The organism is Enterococcus quebecensis, from assembly GCF_001730365.1.
Lineage (GTDB): Bacteria > Bacillota > Bacilli > Lactobacillales > Enterococcaceae > Enterococcus_L > Enterococcus_L quebecensis.
The window spans coordinates 37,550-55,940 of record NZ_MIKB01000004.1; the positions used below are offsets into that span (position 1 = coordinate 37,550).

Genomic DNA, 18,391 nt, shown 5'->3' on the forward strand with positions numbered 1-18,391 from the left:
TCCCTTGAAATAAAAAATTGGAAATTATAACATGACAAAAAGCCAGGTACGCTATAATATATGAAAAGCTTGCTGTTATTTTTGACACGTTGACCATAGTACTTATTCACCACCTTCGTCATTTCTTAGCTGTATTTTAACATTATCTGTTAAAATATGCAAAATCGGCTTGTTTATTCACCTTGTCCATAGTGATTTAATCTTCTTCTAACGTTAACGAAGAAGAATTTTTCTTTAAATACAGAAAAAGAATCTACCCCACCGGGATAGACCTATTGTGTGTTAAAAATTTTTCGAAAAATAATGTTGTTTTTTCCAAGACGTGAATAATAAAAGCCATCTGACTAATTAGTTTTACCGCTCATATCCGTGAATATAGTAAAACAGAGATACTGATTTTATTCAGCATCCCTGTTTCTAGTTCACTAGTTAGCTACAATGTTTACCAATTTATCAGGAACTACAATTACTTTACGAACTGTTTTTCCTTCGATAAAAGATTGAATTTCTTCAGCTGCTAATGCTTTTTCTTCCAATTCTTCTTTACTTAAACCTCGTGCTATATTTAATTTTGCTCGAACTTTTCCATTCACTTGGAAAACAACTTCTACTTCATCTTCAATCAAAGCTGCTTCATCAAACGTTGGCCAAGGTACATTGGTCAAACTGTCTTCATTACCAAGGATTGCCCAAAGTTCTTCACCAATATGAGGAGCAATCGGAGCTAACAATTGGACAAAGCCTTCAATGTACTCATACGGTAATACATCAACTTTATTCGCTTCATTAACAAAGACCATCAATTGAGAAATTGCCGTATTAAAGTGTAGATTTTCCATATCTTCTGTAACTTTTTTAACCGTTTGATTATACACTTTAGTTAATCGTCCATCATTTACTGTAGTAATACGGTCACGCATTTTATCATTTTCATCAACGATGAAACGCCACACACGATCCAAGAATTTACGGCTTCCTTCAAGACCATTTTCACTCCAGGCAATTGAAGCATCCAGTGGTCCCATGAACATTTCATACATTCTTAAGGTGTCTGCACCATATTTTTCAATAACATCATCAGGGTTTACAACGTTTTTCAATGACTTGCTCATTTTTGCTGGCGCTTCTTCTAATTCTTCACCAGTTTCACTATTCACCCAAATACCATCACGTTTCTCTACAAGGTTCGTTGGAACTAATACACCACGACTGTCTCGGAAGCTTTGTCCTAGAATCATTCCTTGGTTGTATAATTTTTGATACGGCTCTTTAGTTGGTACAACTCCGATATCATACAAGAATTTATGCCAGAAGCGAGCATACAATAAGTGAAGTACAGCATGTTCAGCTCCACCAATGTAAATATCTACTGGTAACCAACGCTCTAATTTTTCATAATTAGCAAGCTCATGTTTATTATGCGGATCAATATAGCGTAAGTGATACCATGAACTTCCAGCCCATTGAGGCATTGTATTGGTTTCACGTTTGCCTTTTTTTCCTGTTTCAGGATCAACGACATTAATCCATTCAGTAATATTTGCAAGAGGTGACTCCCCGGTTCCACTTGGCTTAATGTCATCTGTTTTTGGAAGCGTCAATGGTAGTTCTGATTCTGGAAGAGTAGTGGTTGTCCCATCTTCCCAATGGATCACAGGGATCGGTTCCCCCCAATAACGTTGGCGTGAGAATAACCAATCACGTAAACGATAACTGATTTCTTTCTTCCCTACTCCTTTTTCTTCTAACCAGACATTCATTTTAGAGATAGCCTCTTCTTTGTTTAATCCGTTTAGAAAATCAGAATTAATGTGAAGTCCATCACCTGTATAAGGCTCTTTTTCGATATTTCCACCTTCCAATACTGGAATAATATCAATGTTAAATGTTTTAGCAAATTCGTAGTCACGATCATCATGGGCAGGAACAGCCATAATTGCCCCTGTACCATAAGAAGCTAGTACGTAATCAGCAATCCAAATTGGAATTTCAGCGCCATTTACAGGATTCACTGCATACGCACCTGTAAACACACCAGTCTTCTCTTTTGCTAGATCAGTACGGTTTAAATCAGATTTTTTTGAGGCAGCATCGATATATGCTTCAACAGCTTCTTTTTGCTCTGGTGTAGTAATTTTTTGAACTAACTCTAACTCTGGAGCTAAAACCGTGTACGTTGCGCCGAATAGTGTATCTGGACGAGTGGTAAAAACTGTAAACTCATCCTCTTTGCCAGCTACTTTAAACGTAACATTTGCGCCTTCTGAACGACCAATCCAATTACGCTGCATGTCTTTGATACTTTCTGGCCAATCAACTAAGTCTAAATCATCTAATAGACGGTCTGCGTAAGCAGTAATTTTCAACATCCATTGACGCATCGGTTTTCTAACAACATCATAACCGCCACGTTCACTTTTCCCATCGATTACTTCCTCATTTGAAATAACTGTTCCAAGTTCTGGCACCCAATTCACTGCTACTTCTGCTTCATAAGCCAATCCATGTTCATATAGTTTCGTGAAAATCCATTGGGTCCACTTGTAATACTCTGGATCTGTTGTATTGATTTCACGATTCCAATCGTAACTAAATCCTAGAGAATTGATTTGACGTTTAAAGGTTTCGATATTTTTTTTCGTAAATTCTGCAGGATCATTTCCCGTATCTAATGCATATTGTTCTGCTGGCAAACCAAAAGCGTCCCACCCCATTGGATGTAATACGCTGTATCCTTGGCTTCTTTTCATTCTTGATAAAATGTCTGTCGCCGTATATCCTTCTGGATGTCCAACGTGCAAGCCTTGTCCAGATGGATAAGGGAACATGTCTAATGCATAAAATTTCTTTTTACTTAAATCATCATGAGTAGTAAAGCTGTTGTGCTTAGCCCAATATTTTTGCCACTTTTTCTCAATTTTTTTGTGATCGTAACTCACGTATTTTCTCCTCCTATTTTTAAATAACTTTTACTAACGATGGTCAATCGCGGTGGTAACAATTGTCTAAGATAGTATAGCCAATTGTAGGCCTTCCATTCTGAAAGCTTTAGCTCTTAGAAATTGATAAGACCGAAATAAAGTGTAGGTGCTTCATAATAAAAAACGTCCTACAGGAAAAAATTCCTATAGGACGTGTGACTAACAACGTGGTACCACCTAAATTTACTTACATAAATGTAAGCCTCAACGCTATAACGGTCGTCACCGATCTTACTTAATAAAGCTTAGACCTGCGTTTACCTTAGTCTAACCATTCAGTAAAATAACTCAAAGGCGAGTTCGAAAGCTTCTGTGCGTATTTCCACCAACCATACGCTCTCTAAAACATGGTTCTTTCTACTATTCCTCTTCACTGTTTGTATATCAGTTGTGTGCTATCATACTACCAAACTTCTGTGCTGATTTCAATCATTTTTATTTAACTTTTAGTTTTTGTCCGATGTAAATTGTATCACCTGACAAACTATTCATTTGTTTGATTGTTTGAACACTTGTACCATATTTCTGAGCAAGATCCCATAGTGTATCACCACTTTTTACTGTATGAGTAGTCCCATTTTGACTACTTCCTTGATTACTAGAAGAATTACCAGAACCTGCAGAATTGCTTTGCCCTTGTTTAACAATCAAACGTTGACCTGGATGGATAATATCTCCATTTAAATTGTTCCATTGACGTAAATTAGCAACACTTACGCCGTTTGAGTTAGCAATTGCCCATAAAGAATCTCCAGATTTTACAGTGTAATACGTATTCGTCGTACCTGTATTGCCAGTACCACCGGTGTTACCGCCTGTGTTGTTGCTACCACCAGTGTTGCCGCCACTTGTGCCGCCACCTTGTTTAACAATCAAGCGTTGACCTGGATAAATGATATCACCATTTAAGTTATTCCACTGACGTAAGTTAGCAATACTTACTCCATTTGCGTTAGCAATCGCCCACAAAGAGTCCCCTGATTTTACCGTATAATACGTATTGTTTGTCCCTGTATTGCCACTTCCGCCTGTGTTACTACCAGTGTTACCACCGCCAGTATTTCCACCGGTGTTGCCAGTACCTGTATTTCCACTACTTTGTTTAACAATTAAACGTTGACCTGGATGAATGACATCACCACTCAAATTGTTCCATTGACGTAAGTTAGCAACACTTACGCCGTTTGCGTTAGCAATTGCCCATAAGGAATCCCCTGATTTTACAGTGTAATACGTATTGATCGTACCCGTATTGCCAGTGTTCCCTCCAGTGTTGCCGCCACCGGTATTGCCACCACCAGTATTGCCAGAACCTTTACCGACAATCAGCTTTTGACCTACATAGATAACATCATTAGAAAGGTTATTCCAACTTTTAATATTTGCAATCGAAGTTCCATACTTGGCAGCTAAGCCCCATAAACTATCGCCGGCTTTTACTGTATGAACCACATCTTGTGCAGTACTACCACCACCGGTATTACCACCAACATTGCCTCCACCGGTATTGCCACCAGTGTTTCCGCCTCCAGATGAAGGGGTATCATATTGCGTTAAATTGTATGTTGCAATAATATTATTTAACTTCGTATTATAGCCTGGATCTGTTGCATAACGCCCTGTTAACCACGCTGTCGCATCTTTGTATGAGTTCGTATTGCTCTTCCATGCGCCAGAGTAGAAATAAACGCCAGCTTGGAAGGACGTGTTTTTCAAAACATAAGCATTATCGCCAAATGATTCTGAGTATGAAGGATATTTTCTAAAAGCAGCATTAACTTGAACCCACTGTCCATTAATTACTTCCCATGTCTTCATAGTAACAGATTGTCCTTGATAGCTTCCTTTGATCCCAAATAAGTTGTGATTTGGTGCTGCTGCTAAAGTACTTCTTCCCCAATCACTTTCAAGGATCGCTTGAGCCATCATCACAGAGGCATATAAATCATTCGATGCTGCAACAGATCTTGCATGTCCAGCAATTTCAGCTATAAAAACACTTGTATCGATGCTTCTAGTCTGCCCTGCAACTCCTGAACGCATCATAAGATCAGATTTTAGGTCAGGAATTTTTGTTTCTTCCTTTTCGACTGCAGAAGAATCCGTTGTTTGTTCTGTAGGAAGGGTTGTCTCAGTACTTTGTGTTGTTTCTGATGTATTTAATTCTGATGATTCTTGTGTTTCAGACGTTGCTTCACTTGAAGTCGTCTCTGGTGCTGTCGTCTGAGTTTCTTGTGTCATCGAATCGTTTGAGTCAGTAGTCGTTGTTTGTTTTTGAACGGCTTCTGTATGTGTATTTGTATCTGAGTAACTTATTTGTGCACTAGGAGTTTGCTCTTCTGCGGCTTCAGCTATTTTCGGTGCTACAATCGGTGCTGCGATCGATGAAACAACTAAAGCAGAGCTAAGTACAGTTGTTCCTTTTTTCAACTGATAATAAGCAAGCTTGTTCTGTTCAGCTTTCCTCCGCTCTTTTCTTGATATCTTGTATGTTCCCATTAGTATGTCCTCCAAATTTTCTAAAAAAAGTATATCTTGAACTATAGTATACCCTTTTCTGAAGAAAATAGAAATATTTTTTATTTTTCCAATCCATAATAAATAAATAAAAATGCAATTTATTTTCACATTATAAGCCATTCTTATCCCTATTTAATTAATACTAGGTCTCAAGTCTGATGATTCTCTTTACCTTAGGCTGATTTTTTTATTAAGGACTTGTTATTACTTCCAAAAATAATTATAGTGGATAAGAAGTAACTGAATTGTAAAATGAAATGGGGGAAAAAGATGAACAAAGAACACTTTTTGATTGAATTGAAAATTTATTTAAAACCTCTTACTAATCAACAGCAAGCCTTCATCTTAAACAAATACAGAACAATTTTTGATGAACGTTTTGCTGCTGGTGAAACAGAGGAACAAATTGCAAAAAATTTAGGGAAACCAAGGAGTATTGCCGAAGAAATTTTACAAGAATTCGATATCACTGTGCCTGAAAAAAAACTTGAACGAAACGGTTGGCAAGAGATTCAGCCAAATGTAAACAGTGACTATTATTATGAAGAGGCTCCCGAACATCCATATGAGGATACTTATCAATTACACAAACGGCCTCAGCATAGCCCTTTTACTAGATTCTGTCAGGTTGTAGGTGTTCTTTCACTTAACTTTCTTTTGATGTTTTGGTTTATTTTTTCTTTTGCTATGCTCTTTTTCTCTGCTTGGTTAGTTGCCGTTATCTTTTTGTTTTCACCAATTCTGGGAGGAATATCAGTCTTGGCTGGTTTTAATGATGCCACGATGTTTCAGCTTTTCCTCAGCATTTTCCTTGCAGGTGCCGGAATTATCGGAGTAATGATTTTAACGCCGTTAACCAAATTTTTTGGAAAAGCACTCAGACGTTACCTACAATGGAATATCCAAGTTTTAAGAGGAGAGATTTAATATGAAAAAAACAACGGCGTTTTTTCTAAGTATCGGTGTGATGACTATGATTATTGGCGGAATAGGCAGTGGCGTTTATTTCAAGCGGGCTGAAAAATCTATGACTGACACAAAAAAACAAAGTTACGAGATAAAAAATAAAGAAAATACCAAAGAAATTCATTTAACGCTTTCCGGGAATGCCGATTTTTATATTCTAACTGAACCTACAGATAAAATCGTAATGAACACTAGAAGCTCTGCTCCTATTTCTCTTAATAGTTCCCTAGATGTGAAAGAAACAAATGATCAGTTAATGGTATCTGCAAATAGTGCTAAAAATAAAACAGAATTCGAAGGTTTAAATTTTGATCTTTTCAATAGAGGGGCAGCTGTGACATTGACGATCCCTGAAAGTGCTGAACATTTGATTATAGATGGCAATGCTAAAGGGAGAATTAACCTTTCAAACATTACTACAAAAGATTTGTCGATCAAATTGAATGATGCAGACCTGGATGTTAACAATATCAACGCTGATAAATTGGCAATTGAGACCACTCACGGTGATCTGAATGTCTACGCAGATGTACACACGGATAAAGCAACCTTTACTACAAAAAATGGAGATATCCTAATAAGTGAGTTCACTGCATCTAACTGGACTGCCACTAGCTCATCAGGCGATATTTCATTAAACACAGTCAACGGATCCGCTAAAATAGACACGATAAATGGAGACATTCAAGCAACTGATCTTAAAGGTGAAATTGAGGCAAAAAGTACTAATGGAGATTTTTCACTTTATGGAACTGAAATCCCTAAAAAGTTAACGGTTAACTCTCAGCAAGGCGATATCAACCTACATACTGAAGAGATTTTGTATGATGTCGCAATCAAGACCAAAACTAAGCTAGGCGATAGTACTATTTATGGAAAAGATAGTTCTTCTTACAAACGAGGAAAAGGTTCAAAAACATTTGATCTACAAACAAAATCTGGGGATATCTCTGTCGAGGGTCCTTCTGATTTTGAAAATGAAGAGGATGAATAATTTTCTATTCTCTTCATTTCAAAGCCTATGCAAAAACTTTTAACGTTTTTGCATGGGCTTCTTTTTTGAAATTTCTCAGATGTGTTCTTATTTATTTGATGTTATAATAAAATTTACCTAAATTCGAAAGGAACGATCATGAAAAATAAATTATACTATCAATTTGCGGGCAGCTGTTTTTTAGTTGTTTTTATGTTTTTAGGCTATGTAGTTCGATTTTATCCTGAATGGTTGAAAGGCTTCGATCAAACAATCACAGGTCTCGTAAGGACTCCATATCCTTTTGCAAACCAATTTTTTATTTGGTATACAAAGTTTGCTGATCCATTAACGGTTGGCATTCTCACTTTAGCAATTGCTTTTATACTATTTCAAGGTAAGTATTATGCGGAGATGCTCTGGCTTTTAATTAATACAGGTTTAATTGCAGGTTTAGCTAATCCCGCAATCAAATTATTGTTTATGCGTCCTCGTCCAACTATAAATCATTTGGTAACTGAGCATAGTTACAGTTTTCCTAGCGGTCATTCTACTGGGAGTGTACTATTGTATGGAACGATTATACTATTGTTGCCTCAATTTATTAAACAAAAAAAACTTTGTCTGTCCCTACAGATTTTACTAGGTTTAGGCATTTTTCTAATCGGAGTCAGTCGTATCTATGTCGGTGTCCATTTTCCTAGTGATGTTTTAGGTGGTTTTTGTTTTGGTTTAGCTTGGCTGTTAATGACTTACCCAATTTATTTGGAAAAACGTTTTGTTTGGCGCTTTAAAAATAAACAAAAATAGAAAGAAGAAGAATGATGCCTGAATTTATCTATACAGAAGATCCAAATAAACGATATCACACATGGAACTACGCCTTACGCCAGCAATTCGGTGGGAAAATTTTTAAGGTTCCTTTAGATGGTGGATTTGATTGTCCAAACCGTGATGGGACTGTAGCTAAAGGTGGTTGTACATTTTGCAGCGTCTCTGGATCAGGTGACATGATCATCGCACCAAAAGATCCATTACCAATTCAATTTCAAAAAGAAATTCAGATGATGCATAAAAAATGGCCTAATGTTAATCAATATATCGTTTATTTTCAAAACTTTACAAATACTCACGCTCCAGTTGATGTGATTCGCCACCGCTTTGAACAAGTAGTCAACGAAAAAGGCGTGGTTGGTATTTCAATTGGCACACGTCCTGATTGCCTTCCAGATGATGTTGTGGAATATTTAGCAGAACTAAACCAACGTTATTATTTATGGGTAGAATTAGGGCTGCAAACGACTTACGAACACACTAGTTCCATCATAAATCGGGCACACAACTACCAAACCTATTTAGATGGTGTCAAAAAGTTAAGGAAACACAATATCCGCGTCTGCACACATCTAATTAATGGTTTACCTGGTGAAAGTCTAGAAATGATGCGTGAAAATGTGCGTCGAACGATTCTTGATTCAGATATTCAAGGAATCAAATTGCATTTGCTGCATTTAATGACCAATACTCGTATGCTAAGAGATTATCATGAAGGGCGCCTTCAATTAATGACTAGGGAAAACTACGTCAATGTGATCTGTGATCAATTAGAGATGATTCCGCCTGAAATTGTGATCCATCGTTTAACTGGGGATGCACCTTCTGATACTTTAGTTGGACCTATGTGGAGTTTGAAAAAATGGGAAGTTTTAAATGCTATTGATGATGAAATGAAAAAACGAGGAAGTACTCAAGGTATTTATAATGTTCGGGATACTAAGGGGGTTCTTATCTAATGCTGCAAACAGCGCTCCGTTTCAGTCACACACTATTAAAAGAAGTAACTCAAGAAGGCAATATCGTTGTCGATGCCACGATGGGTAACGGAAATGATACAGCTTTTCTTGCAGAATTGGTTGGTTCCACTGGTTACGTTTATGCCTTTGATGTACAGGAACAAGCATTGATAAATACAGAAAAAAAACTCACTGAATTAGGTCTAAGAGATCAGGTTGGCTTATTTAAACAAGGACACGAAACAATTGATGTAACAGTACCGAAAGAAACATCATTAACTGCAGCTATTTTCAATCTGGGCTATTTACCTAAAAGCGATAAAGAGATCATTACAAAACCAGACACCACCAAAAAAGCTTTAGATGCTTTACTTCCTAGATTAAGCCCTAAAGGACGAATTGTTATAGTTGTTTATTATGGTCATATCGGAGGAGAAGCCGAATTAACTCTTGTACAAGAGTTTTGTCAGCAACTACCGCAAGAAGATTACAGTGTATTAACGTATCAGTTTATCAATCAGAAGAATAATCCACCGATTTTATTTTGTATTGAGAAAAAATAACTTGATTTAAGTAATTCTACATTTTTCTAAAAAAAAAACTGATTCTCACAAAATTTGAGAATCAGTTTTTTTATTTTATTCAAACACAAATTGATTGTGATAAAGTTCTGCATAAAAACCATCTTGTTTCAACAGTTCATGATGATTTCCTTCTTCAATCACTTCACCATTTCTTAAAACAACAATTCGATCCGCATTCAAAATAGTTTTCAAACGATGGGCAATAACAAAACTCGTTCTGCCTTTGATTGCTTCATCCATTGCTTTTTGAATTTTTGCTTCAGTTACGGTATCTACATTACTTGTTGCTTCGTCCAGAATCAGTAAAGATGGGTTTGTGATAATTGTACGGGCGATACTAATCAATTGTTTTTGACCTGTACTGAATATATTATTTTCTTCAGTTATTTCTGTATCATAGCCTTTTTCTTGCTCCATGATAAACTCATGAATATTCGCTTGTTTAGCAGCATCAAGGATCTCTTCTTCAGTTGCTTCTGGTTTACCAAAAGCAATATTCTCTCGAATCGTTCCAGAGAATAAAACCGAGTCTTGTAGAACAATTCCTACATGCGTTCGTAAACTACTTAATTCAATGTCCCGAATATCCGTTCCATCAAATAAAACTGACCCACTATTTACATCATAAAAACGATTTAATAGGTTCATGATCGTCGTTTTCCCTGATCCAGTCGGGCCAACCAAAGCAACCATCTCACCTTTTTTAACATTGATGGAAACATCTTTTAAAATCGGAATTTCTGGATCATAACCAAAGTCAACATGATCCAATGTCACTGATTCTTTGATACCATCGATCTCTTTTCCATCTTTTGGATTGATTTCATCTGGCTCATCAAACATTTCATTCAAGCGACGAGCACCTGTAATTGCTAATTGAATCATGCTGTAACCGGAAGAAATTTGCATCAATGGTTGATAATATTGTTGTGAATATTGAACAAACGTTACCACTAGACCTAAAGCAACAGTCTTTTCTAAATCACCGTTTAGTGCTAACCAACCACCAAAGAAGATTACAATGGCTGTATTTACAAGGGACATCCCTTGCATCATTGGAAAGAGCAAACCTGAGTACACTTGACCTTTGAATGTTGCTTTACGTACGGTTTCATTATGTTCTAAAAATCCATCAATCGTTTCTTCTTGCAGACCATTTGTGATGATCACCCGTTGTCCGCTGATTTTTTCATCCATATAACCGTTTAATTTCCCAACTTCATCTTGTTGAATGTCTACATATTTACGAGCTTTGCTGATAACAACTACCGCTATTATAATGGCCACAGGAGTTGATGCAATCGTTGCCCAAGCTAATTCAACATTTTGACGGAACATCATAATCAAGATTCCTACAAACAAAGCAATATTTGTCATTACTTGTAGCAGTGCTTGGTTCAAACTATTTTGGATATTATCTAAATCACTTGTAAAACGACTTAAAATTTCTCCATCTTGATGAGAATCAAAGAAGCGAATCGTTAATTTTTCCAATTTATTAAACAAACCAATACGCATACGATTGGTTGATTTCCCAACAACTTGCGTAAATAAGATGCTATAAATAAAGTTTGCTGCACTTGTTAATACATAAAAAATTAATAGCTTCCAAATGATATCAATAAACTTACTCTTATCATCGTTCCCTTGCATCAAAGCGCCCACGTAATTTGCCAATTCTTGAATCGCTTCACCAACAAACTGAGGTGCTTTTACTTGTAAATACGTTGCAATGACAATCGTCACAAAGATAAACAAGAAGGAAAGCTTATAACGTTTTAAATAATGAAAAAAGAATTTACTTGCTCTTATTAAATCAGTCATTATTTTCATCCTTTCCTTTTTGTGTTTCGTAAATTTCTTGATAGATAGGATTTGTTTTTGCTAGTTCTTCATGCGTTCCTTCACCGACTAATTGTCCTTTATCCAAAACCAAAATTCGATCTGCATGCAGAACAGAAGAAATTTTCTGAGCAATGACTATTGTTGTTGTTTCTTTTAAATCTCTATCTAGCGCTTCTCTAACTAAGCGTTCTGAACGAGCATCTAAGGCACTTGTACTATCATCTAGGATCAAGATCTTAGGATCTCCAATAACTCCTCGTGAAATAGATAAACGTTGTTTTTGTCCACCAGAAAAATTGTTACTTCTTTCAGCTACTGGCGCTTCATATTGTAATGATAGTTTTTCGATAAATTCTTTGGCTTGCGCAATTTCAGTTGCACGAGACATATCCGCTTCACTAGCATCTTTTTTACCTTGACGTAAATTTTGAGAAATCGTTCCTGAGAATAGAATTGCTTTTTGCAAAACAAAAGAAACTGTTTTACGCAAACTGTGCTCATTAACATCATGTAAATCGACTCCGCCGACTTTCACTGTTCCTTCTGATGGGTCAAATAATCTAGGTATCAATTGAGCTAAAGTAGATTTACCAGCACCTGTAGCACCAACGATACCGATCATTTCACCAGATTTGATAGAAAACGACACATTTTTCAATGTATCTGTCTCATCTCCTGGGTAACGGAAACTAACATGATCAAAAACCACACTACCGTCTAGATTTTGTTCTGGTACGTCTTTATAAGTAAGTGCAGGAACGGTATCCATGACTTCTTTGATCCGTTTGATAGAAACTGCCGCACGAGAGGTCATCATCATCATCATACCGCCGATAATGATTGCCATCATGATTTGCATCAAATAACTCATAAATGAGGCTATACTGCCAATTACAGTTGGATCATCTTTTACTAAATTACTTACAAGGAAGATTGATCCTACAACAGCTAAATTAGCTGCCAACATAAAAGATGGGATCATAACTGAAAATAGTGTCCCTACAATCAAATTATGTTTAGTCAACTCTTCACTTACTTTTGTGAAACGGTTTAATTCATTTTTCTCTTGAACAAATGATTTCACCACGCGAATCCCTAAAAGATTCTCCTTCGCTAAGCCATTTACTTTATCGATCAGCTTCTGAATAATCATAAAATGTTTGCCCATTTGAGAAAAAGATAGTGCTGTGATAATAAAAACTGCGATAACTAGTAAGACTATCACCCACCACAACTGCGGCAATGTCATCATCGCTAAAATAAAACTACCAATAAAAAGAATCGGAATTCTAAAAAGTGATTGCAATGCGATCATAATCACATTTTGGATTTGAGTCACATCATTCGTTAAACGAACAACTAAATTTCCTGCTGAAAATTCTTCAATATTTCCAAACGAAAACGTTTGGATTTTTCTAAAAGTCGCTTCACGAATGTCAGCACTAACACCTTGTGCAACTTTTGCAGAATAAATCGTATTAAAGACCCCTGCTATCAAACCTAATCCTGCGATTCCAATTAAATACAAACCAAGTTCTTTCATTTGGCTCTTGTCTTCTTTAATAATTGCTTCAAGTACTTTTTGTAATAGTTTTGGCTGCCATAAGGCTGACATAACCATGATAATAACAGTAATTAATGCTATGGTAACTTCCATTTTGTACTTTTTGACATGCTCCATAATAATACTCACTTAATCCCAACTTTCTTTGTAAAACTAGCCTAGTTTGATTCGTTGTGCAACATTCAACGTTTATTTAGTGTTATTATCAGATAATAAGTGAATGAGCGAGACACAACGCCTTCATTGACTTCATCAATTTAACACTGTAAAATTAGGCTGCATAACAATTTACCATTTTTAGAAACGAAATTCAAGAAGTTAGCTTATATTTTTTATATAAAAGGATGAGAAATTTGGAAGAAAAGTTATCAAAAGAAAAAATTGTTCAAGCTGCATTTGAGTTACTAGAAGAAACACCTGAACTAGAGAAACTTTCCATGCGTAAAGTTGCCAAAAAATTAGATGTTCAAGCCCCGGCAATTTATTGGCACGTTGAAAATAAACAAGCTTTACTGCAAAGTATGGCTGAAGAAATTGAAAATCATTTTATCCCTCCAAAAGTTCAAGATAATTGGAAAGAATCCATTTATGCTTATATGGAAAACTATTATGAACTATACTTAAAATATCCCTGTGCCACCGAAATCGAAATCCACACGGTGCCAGCTTATCCTTCACGTTTGCGTAACTTGGATATGATGCTTGGTATTTTGCATGATGCTGGTTTTTCGATTGAGTTGAGCTATATGACGATCACTTCTTTACAACATCTCTTATTCGGCATGTTGATGGATTCAACAGAAGAGAAAAAACTTTACAATAAAGTGGTTGACGGTGATGATTACTTAACACAGCAAGTAATCTTAATGAAGCAATACGTTCAAGAACATGAGTTAGATAATATCAACAATAGTATCCAATATAGACATAAAGAAAAACAAAAAGACTTCTTTATGAAGACCTTAAAAATATTTTTGAACGGATTGGATTCTTTCGTTTGATTCCTCTTACTATAAGATACGAAAAAAACTTAGACAATTTTTTTATTTTTGTCTAAGTTTTTCATTTTATTTTTCTAATGGTAGCCACTCGAGTACTCGTTGAATCCAAGTATCCCAGAATACCCAGTCATGATTGCCAGGTCCTGTCTCAAAAGTATGTACTATATTCTGTGCCGTCAATAGTGCGTCCATTTTCTTATTAGCATGCAAAAGTAAATCTTCCTCACCGCAGCAAAGAAAAATATTCGGCACTTCTTTCTGTTCTTTGATTAATTGTTCAAGTAAAAAGACTGGATCATTGACTGATCCTTGAACCTTTTCTAATGAACCAAAAATACCTTCCCAATAGTTTCTACCTCGAATAGACAACAAATCCTCTACTCTTCCAGCAAGATCCACAGCACCCGATAAAGAGGCAACTGCTCCATAATTTTCTGGTTTGGCTAGCCCAAGCTTTAATGCGCCATAGCCCCCCATTGAAAGACCTACAGCAAAAGTCTTCTCTCGCTGAGTTGTTAGCTGAGGAAATAATTCATGACAAATACTTGGCAATTCTTCAGAAACAAATGTCCAGTACTTCATATCGTACGTTGTATCTGTGTACCAGCCAAGATCTGTAGATGGCATAATAACTGCTAACCCCAAATCAGAAACATAGCGTTCGATAGAGGTACGACGCTCCCAAACACTATGGTTTCCACCCATCCCATGAAGTAAATACATAACAGGTACATCTGTCATCTTTCCTTTTGTTGTCGTACCAATTTTTTTCTCTGTTCTTTGAGGTAAAATGATATTAAGTGATACTTCCATTTCCAATATATTTGAGTAAATATTCGCTTGTAAAAAGGCCATGCACCATCCCTCATTTCTTTTTTCTACTATTGTATCATTAAATACATTTTTTTGACTAAACAAAAAAATACCCGCTCTTCGATGAAGAACGGGAGGAGGAGTTGAAAATGAAAAGTGTGTTTAGCTTTTGTTTTAAGTTGTTTTCTCTTGGTATGGTTATATAATACAAGTGAAATATGAATTTTTTATGTTAAAACAGCGCTCACTTTAGTCATTTTTTATAAAGAAATTCTAGCCCCTCGAATTATTGACTTTCTTTTTAACTGTTGCATTTAAAAGCATTGCTGCTAGGATCAAGCCAATTCCGACTAAATAGACATTATGAAGGCCTGCATATAGCATTCCTCGTAAAGGTTCCAACAAATTAGCTGGAATTGTATTCGCTGTATGAGGATTCACTAATTGGTTCATCACATCTGAATCAACTTTTAATGAACTTTTTGCTAATTCTGAAGTCGTCACCGCATTGATGATAACACCAAAAATCGAGACCATCAATGTTTGTCCAATGGTTCTAGCAAGTGTGTTAAATGAGGTTGCAACCCCCATTTCAGATGGGTCAACACTGCTTTGGGCATTAACAGTTGTCGTTGTGATTGTAATCCCAAAACCAACACCTAAAACAGAAGAGATCGCAAAGAACCACAGAAATGAAATAGACGCAGGAACCAACACTAGAAAAATACCGCCAAGCAAAGTGAAGCTTAAACCAATCGTCAATACTTTTTTCGTTGAATGTTTCTCCATTAAATTACTAGCTACAAAAGAACCTACCATCCATAAAATAGACATTGGAGCCAATACAAGGCCACCAATTCCAGCACTTTTACCTAATACACCTTGCATCCACATTGGAATATAGACTTCCACACCCATTAAAAATCCACTGATCAAAGCAGCTACGATATTAACGATCACGAAAGTAGAATTTTTAAATAGCATCAAATCAATAACAGGATCTTTTGCTCTTTTTTCCACGAAAATAAATCCGATAAAAAATAAAACAGAGGCTCCCAAACAAAGGAACACTTTTAAATCAAAACCACCATCACCAATTAGTTGAAATCCTAATAATAATGTCAATAAAACAAGCATTAACTGAATGCTGCCTAAAATATCCATCGGTACTTTCGTCTTTTCTCTTTTTGGTTCAACTAAAAAGTATGCAATCAACCCCATTAATACAATCCCTATAGGTACATTAATGAAGAAAATCCAATGCCAACCAACAGTATCTACGATAAAGCCACCAGCAAGCGGACCAAAAATACTAGCAATTCCCCATGCCGCGCTATTTAAGCCTAACATTTTTGCACGTTTATCAATTGAATAGATATCTGCAAGAATCGTCAAAGCTACTGGCATAATCGCTCCAGCACCAATCCCTTGAATTGCACGAGCAATAATCAATGTGATCATATTTTGTGCCAATCCACAAAGGGAAGAACCAATAATAAAAATAATAATTCCAATCATAAAAATCGGTTTACGTCCGATTTTATCGGCTAATTTTCCGTAAATCGGCGTTAACATCGCATTTGTTAATAAATAAATTGAAAAGACCCAGTTCATAATTTCCATACCGTGTAATGAACCAACGATCGTCGGCATTGCGGTTGAAACAATCGTCCCTTCAATTGCTGTCATAAACGTTGCAACAAAAACACTAATTGTCACAAGTTTAACGTTTGTTTTTCTTTCCATATATCTCCATCCTTTTAAATAGTTTACATTTTTCACTTAGAGTAACTTAAGTTACACTCAGTTTACATGTTTCACTGAGTTTAGTAATTGTTTTTGCTTGGGTAGATGATGATTATTTCTCTTAGAAGCTTTTGACAATTCACTGGTAATTAGGAACTACACGCTCTTTGATCCTCTAATAACGCTCATTATCTGTACTACGCAACAAAACAGCGCCACTAATTTTCATTAGTAGCGCCGCCTCGTTTACTCCATCAAACTTTTCTTGATAGCTTCGACTTTATCTGTCTGCTCCCAAGGTAGTTCAATGTCTGTACGACCAAAATGACCATATGCTGCTGTCTGTTTAAAGATTGGACGACGTAGGTCAAGCATTCTAATAATCCCTGCTGGACGCAAGTCAAAGTTTTCTCTAACAGCTTCGATCAATTTACTTTCAGGTACTTCACTTGTTCCAAAAGTATTAATTGAAATTGATACAGGTTGTGCTACACCAATTGCATAAGCTAATTGGACTTCGACTTTTTCAGCTAAGCCAGCTGCAACGATATTTTTTGCAATATACCGTGCTGCATAACTTGCAGAACGGTCAACTTTCGTCGCATCTTTTCCAGAAAAAGCACCGCCGCCATGACGAGCATAACCGCCGTAAGTATCCACGATGATCTTCCGTCCAGTCAAACCAGCATCGCCTTGTGGTCCACCTATAACGAAACGGCCTGTCGGATTAATAAAATATTTTGTTTTATCATCTAATAATTCGGCTGGTATAACATCTTCAATAACCAGTGCTTTTACGTCTTTTTGAATTTGCTCCAGCGTCGTTTCTTCATCATGTTGTGTACTGATTACTACTGTATCTACACGCTGTGGCTTACCGTGCTCATCATATTCCACAGTCACCTGTGATTTAGCATCTGGACGTAAGTATGGAAGCTTCTCCTCTTTACGTAGTTCAGCTAAACGACGAACAAGTTTATGACTCAAAGAGATTGGTAGAGGCATCAATTCCGGCGTTTCGTTAACGGCAAAACCAAACATCAACCCTTGATCTCCAGCACCAATATCATCTTTGGTATCTTTTTCACCACGTGTTTCTAGTGCATCGTCAACACCTTGAGCAATATCTGGCGATTGCTCATCAATTGCAACAAGAACTGCAACGGTATCTCCATCAAATCCATACTTTGCTCGAGTGTAGCCAATATCTTTAAGTGTTTTCCGAACAATCTTTTGGATATCCACGTATGCTGTAGTAGAAATCTCTCCAAAAACTAAAACCAAACCTGTTGTAACGCTTGTCTCGCAAGCTACACGTGCTAACGGATCTTGTTCTAAAATCGCATCTAGAATTGCATCACTCACTTGATCAGCAACTTTATCTGGATGTCCTTCTGAAACAGATTCTGATGTAAATAAATGTCTCTCTGTCATAATATATTCCCCCTAGTTAAATTCGGTTACAAGGCATCTTTGTGAAGAATAGCTAACCCACTCCTTACAAATCCTTTCGGGAACTTGTAACGCTTATTATTATAACAGATTATTAAAAAAAAGACTTACTATTTAAAAAAAAAGAAAAAGCAAGTCTGAAACTCACACCTT

Annotated in this window: 13 protein-coding genes, 1 riboswitch and 1 other annotated feature; of the genes, 6 read left to right on the forward strand and 7 right to left on the reverse strand. The window is 36.4% G+C overall.

What is annotated here, in order from left to right:
* Window positions 1-425: 425 nt before the first annotated feature.
* Together leuS and BCR23_RS03965 are read right to left on the reverse strand one after the other, a co-directional pair.
* On the reverse strand, window positions 426-2,939 hold the full coding sequence (gene leuS, locus BCR23_RS03960; RefSeq protein ID WP_069634213.1) for a leucine--tRNA ligase: 2,514 nt from the start codon (window positions 2,937-2,939) through the stop codon (window positions 426-428).
* A 186-nt stretch (window positions 2,940-3,125) separates the two neighbouring features.
* Window positions 3,126-3,364, reverse strand: a binding site (T-box leader).
* A gap of 52 nt (window positions 3,365-3,416) precedes the next feature.
* Window positions 3,417-5,480, reverse strand: a complete 2,064-nt coding sequence (locus BCR23_RS03965) for a muramidase family protein (protein ID WP_069634214.1) — start codon at window positions 5,478-5,480, stop codon at window positions 3,417-3,419.
* Between the two features lie 291 nt (window positions 5,481-5,771).
* Between BCR23_RS03965 and BCR23_RS03970 the strand changes: the two genes are divergently transcribed.
* The 5 genes from BCR23_RS03970 to mnmM all read left to right on the forward strand — a co-directional run bounded on the left by BCR23_RS03970 (window position 5,772) and on the right by mnmM (window position 9,796).
* Window positions 5,772-6,428: a DUF1700 domain-containing protein gene (locus BCR23_RS03970; RefSeq protein ID WP_083241881.1), complete on the forward strand. Its 657-nt coding sequence runs from the start codon at window positions 5,772-5,774 to the stop codon at window positions 6,426-6,428.
* A 1-nt stretch (window position 6,429) separates the two neighbouring features.
* Window positions 6,430-7,461 carry a DUF4097 family beta strand repeat-containing protein gene (locus BCR23_RS03975; protein ID WP_069634216.1) on the forward strand — a complete coding sequence of 344 codons (1,032 nt, stop codon included), beginning with the start codon at window positions 6,430-6,432 and terminating at the stop codon, window positions 7,459-7,461.
* A gap of 138 nt (window positions 7,462-7,599) precedes the next feature.
* The gene (locus BCR23_RS03980; protein ID WP_069634217.1) at window positions 7,600-8,250 is read left to right on the forward strand and encodes a phosphatase PAP2 family protein; all 651 of its coding nucleotides are present in this window, start codon (window positions 7,600-7,602) and stop codon (window positions 8,248-8,250) included.
* Window positions 8,251-8,264: 14 nt separating this feature from the next.
* Window positions 8,265-9,233 carry a tRNA modification radical SAM protein MnmL/YtqA gene (gene mnmL, locus BCR23_RS03985; RefSeq protein WP_069634218.1) on the forward strand — a complete coding sequence of 323 codons (969 nt, stop codon included), beginning with the start codon at window positions 8,265-8,267 and terminating at the stop codon, window positions 9,231-9,233.
* Complete coding sequence (gene mnmM / locus BCR23_RS03990) at window positions 9,233-9,796, forward strand: tRNA 5-(aminomethyl)-2-thiouridylate-methyltransferase MnmM (RefSeq protein ID WP_069634219.1); 564 nt, start codon at window positions 9,233-9,235, stop codon at window positions 9,794-9,796. The genes mnmL and mnmM overlap by 1 nt, the downstream gene beginning before the upstream one ends.
* Window positions 9,797-9,871: 75 nt before the next feature.
* Here mnmM and BCR23_RS03995 read toward each other — a convergent pair whose 3' ends face one another.
* Both BCR23_RS03995 and BCR23_RS04000 read right to left on the reverse strand, forming a co-directional pair.
* Window positions 9,872-11,641, reverse strand: coding sequence for an ABC transporter ATP-binding protein (locus BCR23_RS03995; protein ID WP_069634220.1), 1,770 nt, complete (start codon window positions 11,639-11,641; stop codon window positions 9,872-9,874).
* Window positions 11,634-13,343, reverse strand: coding sequence for an ABC transporter ATP-binding protein (locus BCR23_RS04000; protein ID WP_420809720.1), 1,710 nt, complete (start codon window positions 13,341-13,343; stop codon window positions 11,634-11,636). Before BCR23_RS04000 ends, BCR23_RS03995 begins: the two co-directional genes overlap by 8 nt.
* 236 nt (window positions 13,344-13,579) lie before the next feature.
* Here BCR23_RS04000 and BCR23_RS04005 point away from each other — a divergent pair, with 236 nt between their 5' ends.
* Complete coding sequence (locus BCR23_RS04005; RefSeq protein WP_069634222.1) at window positions 13,580-14,227, forward strand: TetR/AcrR family transcriptional regulator C-terminal domain-containing protein; 648 nt, start codon at window positions 13,580-13,582, stop codon at window positions 14,225-14,227.
* A 66-nt stretch (window positions 14,228-14,293) separates the two neighbouring features.
* Here the strand turns inward: BCR23_RS04005 and BCR23_RS04010 are convergent, their stop codons facing one another.
* From BCR23_RS04010 to metK, 3 genes are all read right to left on the reverse strand, one after another.
* Window positions 14,294-15,082 carry an alpha/beta hydrolase gene (locus tag BCR23_RS04010; RefSeq protein WP_069634223.1) on the reverse strand — a complete coding sequence of 263 codons (789 nt, stop codon included), beginning with the start codon at window positions 15,080-15,082 and terminating at the stop codon, window positions 14,294-14,296.
* A gap of 231 nt (window positions 15,083-15,313) precedes the next feature.
* On the reverse strand, window positions 15,314-16,786 hold the full coding sequence (locus tag BCR23_RS04015; protein WP_069634224.1) for an MDR family MFS transporter: 1,473 nt from the start codon (window positions 16,784-16,786) through the stop codon (window positions 15,314-15,316).
* A 246-nt stretch (window positions 16,787-17,032) separates the two neighbouring features.
* The gene (gene metK, locus BCR23_RS04020) at window positions 17,033-18,220 is read right to left on the reverse strand and encodes a methionine adenosyltransferase (protein ID WP_069634225.1); all 1,188 of its coding nucleotides are present in this window, start codon (window positions 18,218-18,220) and stop codon (window positions 17,033-17,035) included.
* Window positions 18,218-18,315: riboswitch (SMK box riboswitch) on the reverse strand. It overlaps the preceding gene by 3 nt.
* Between the last annotated feature and the right edge of the window lie 76 nt (window positions 18,316-18,391).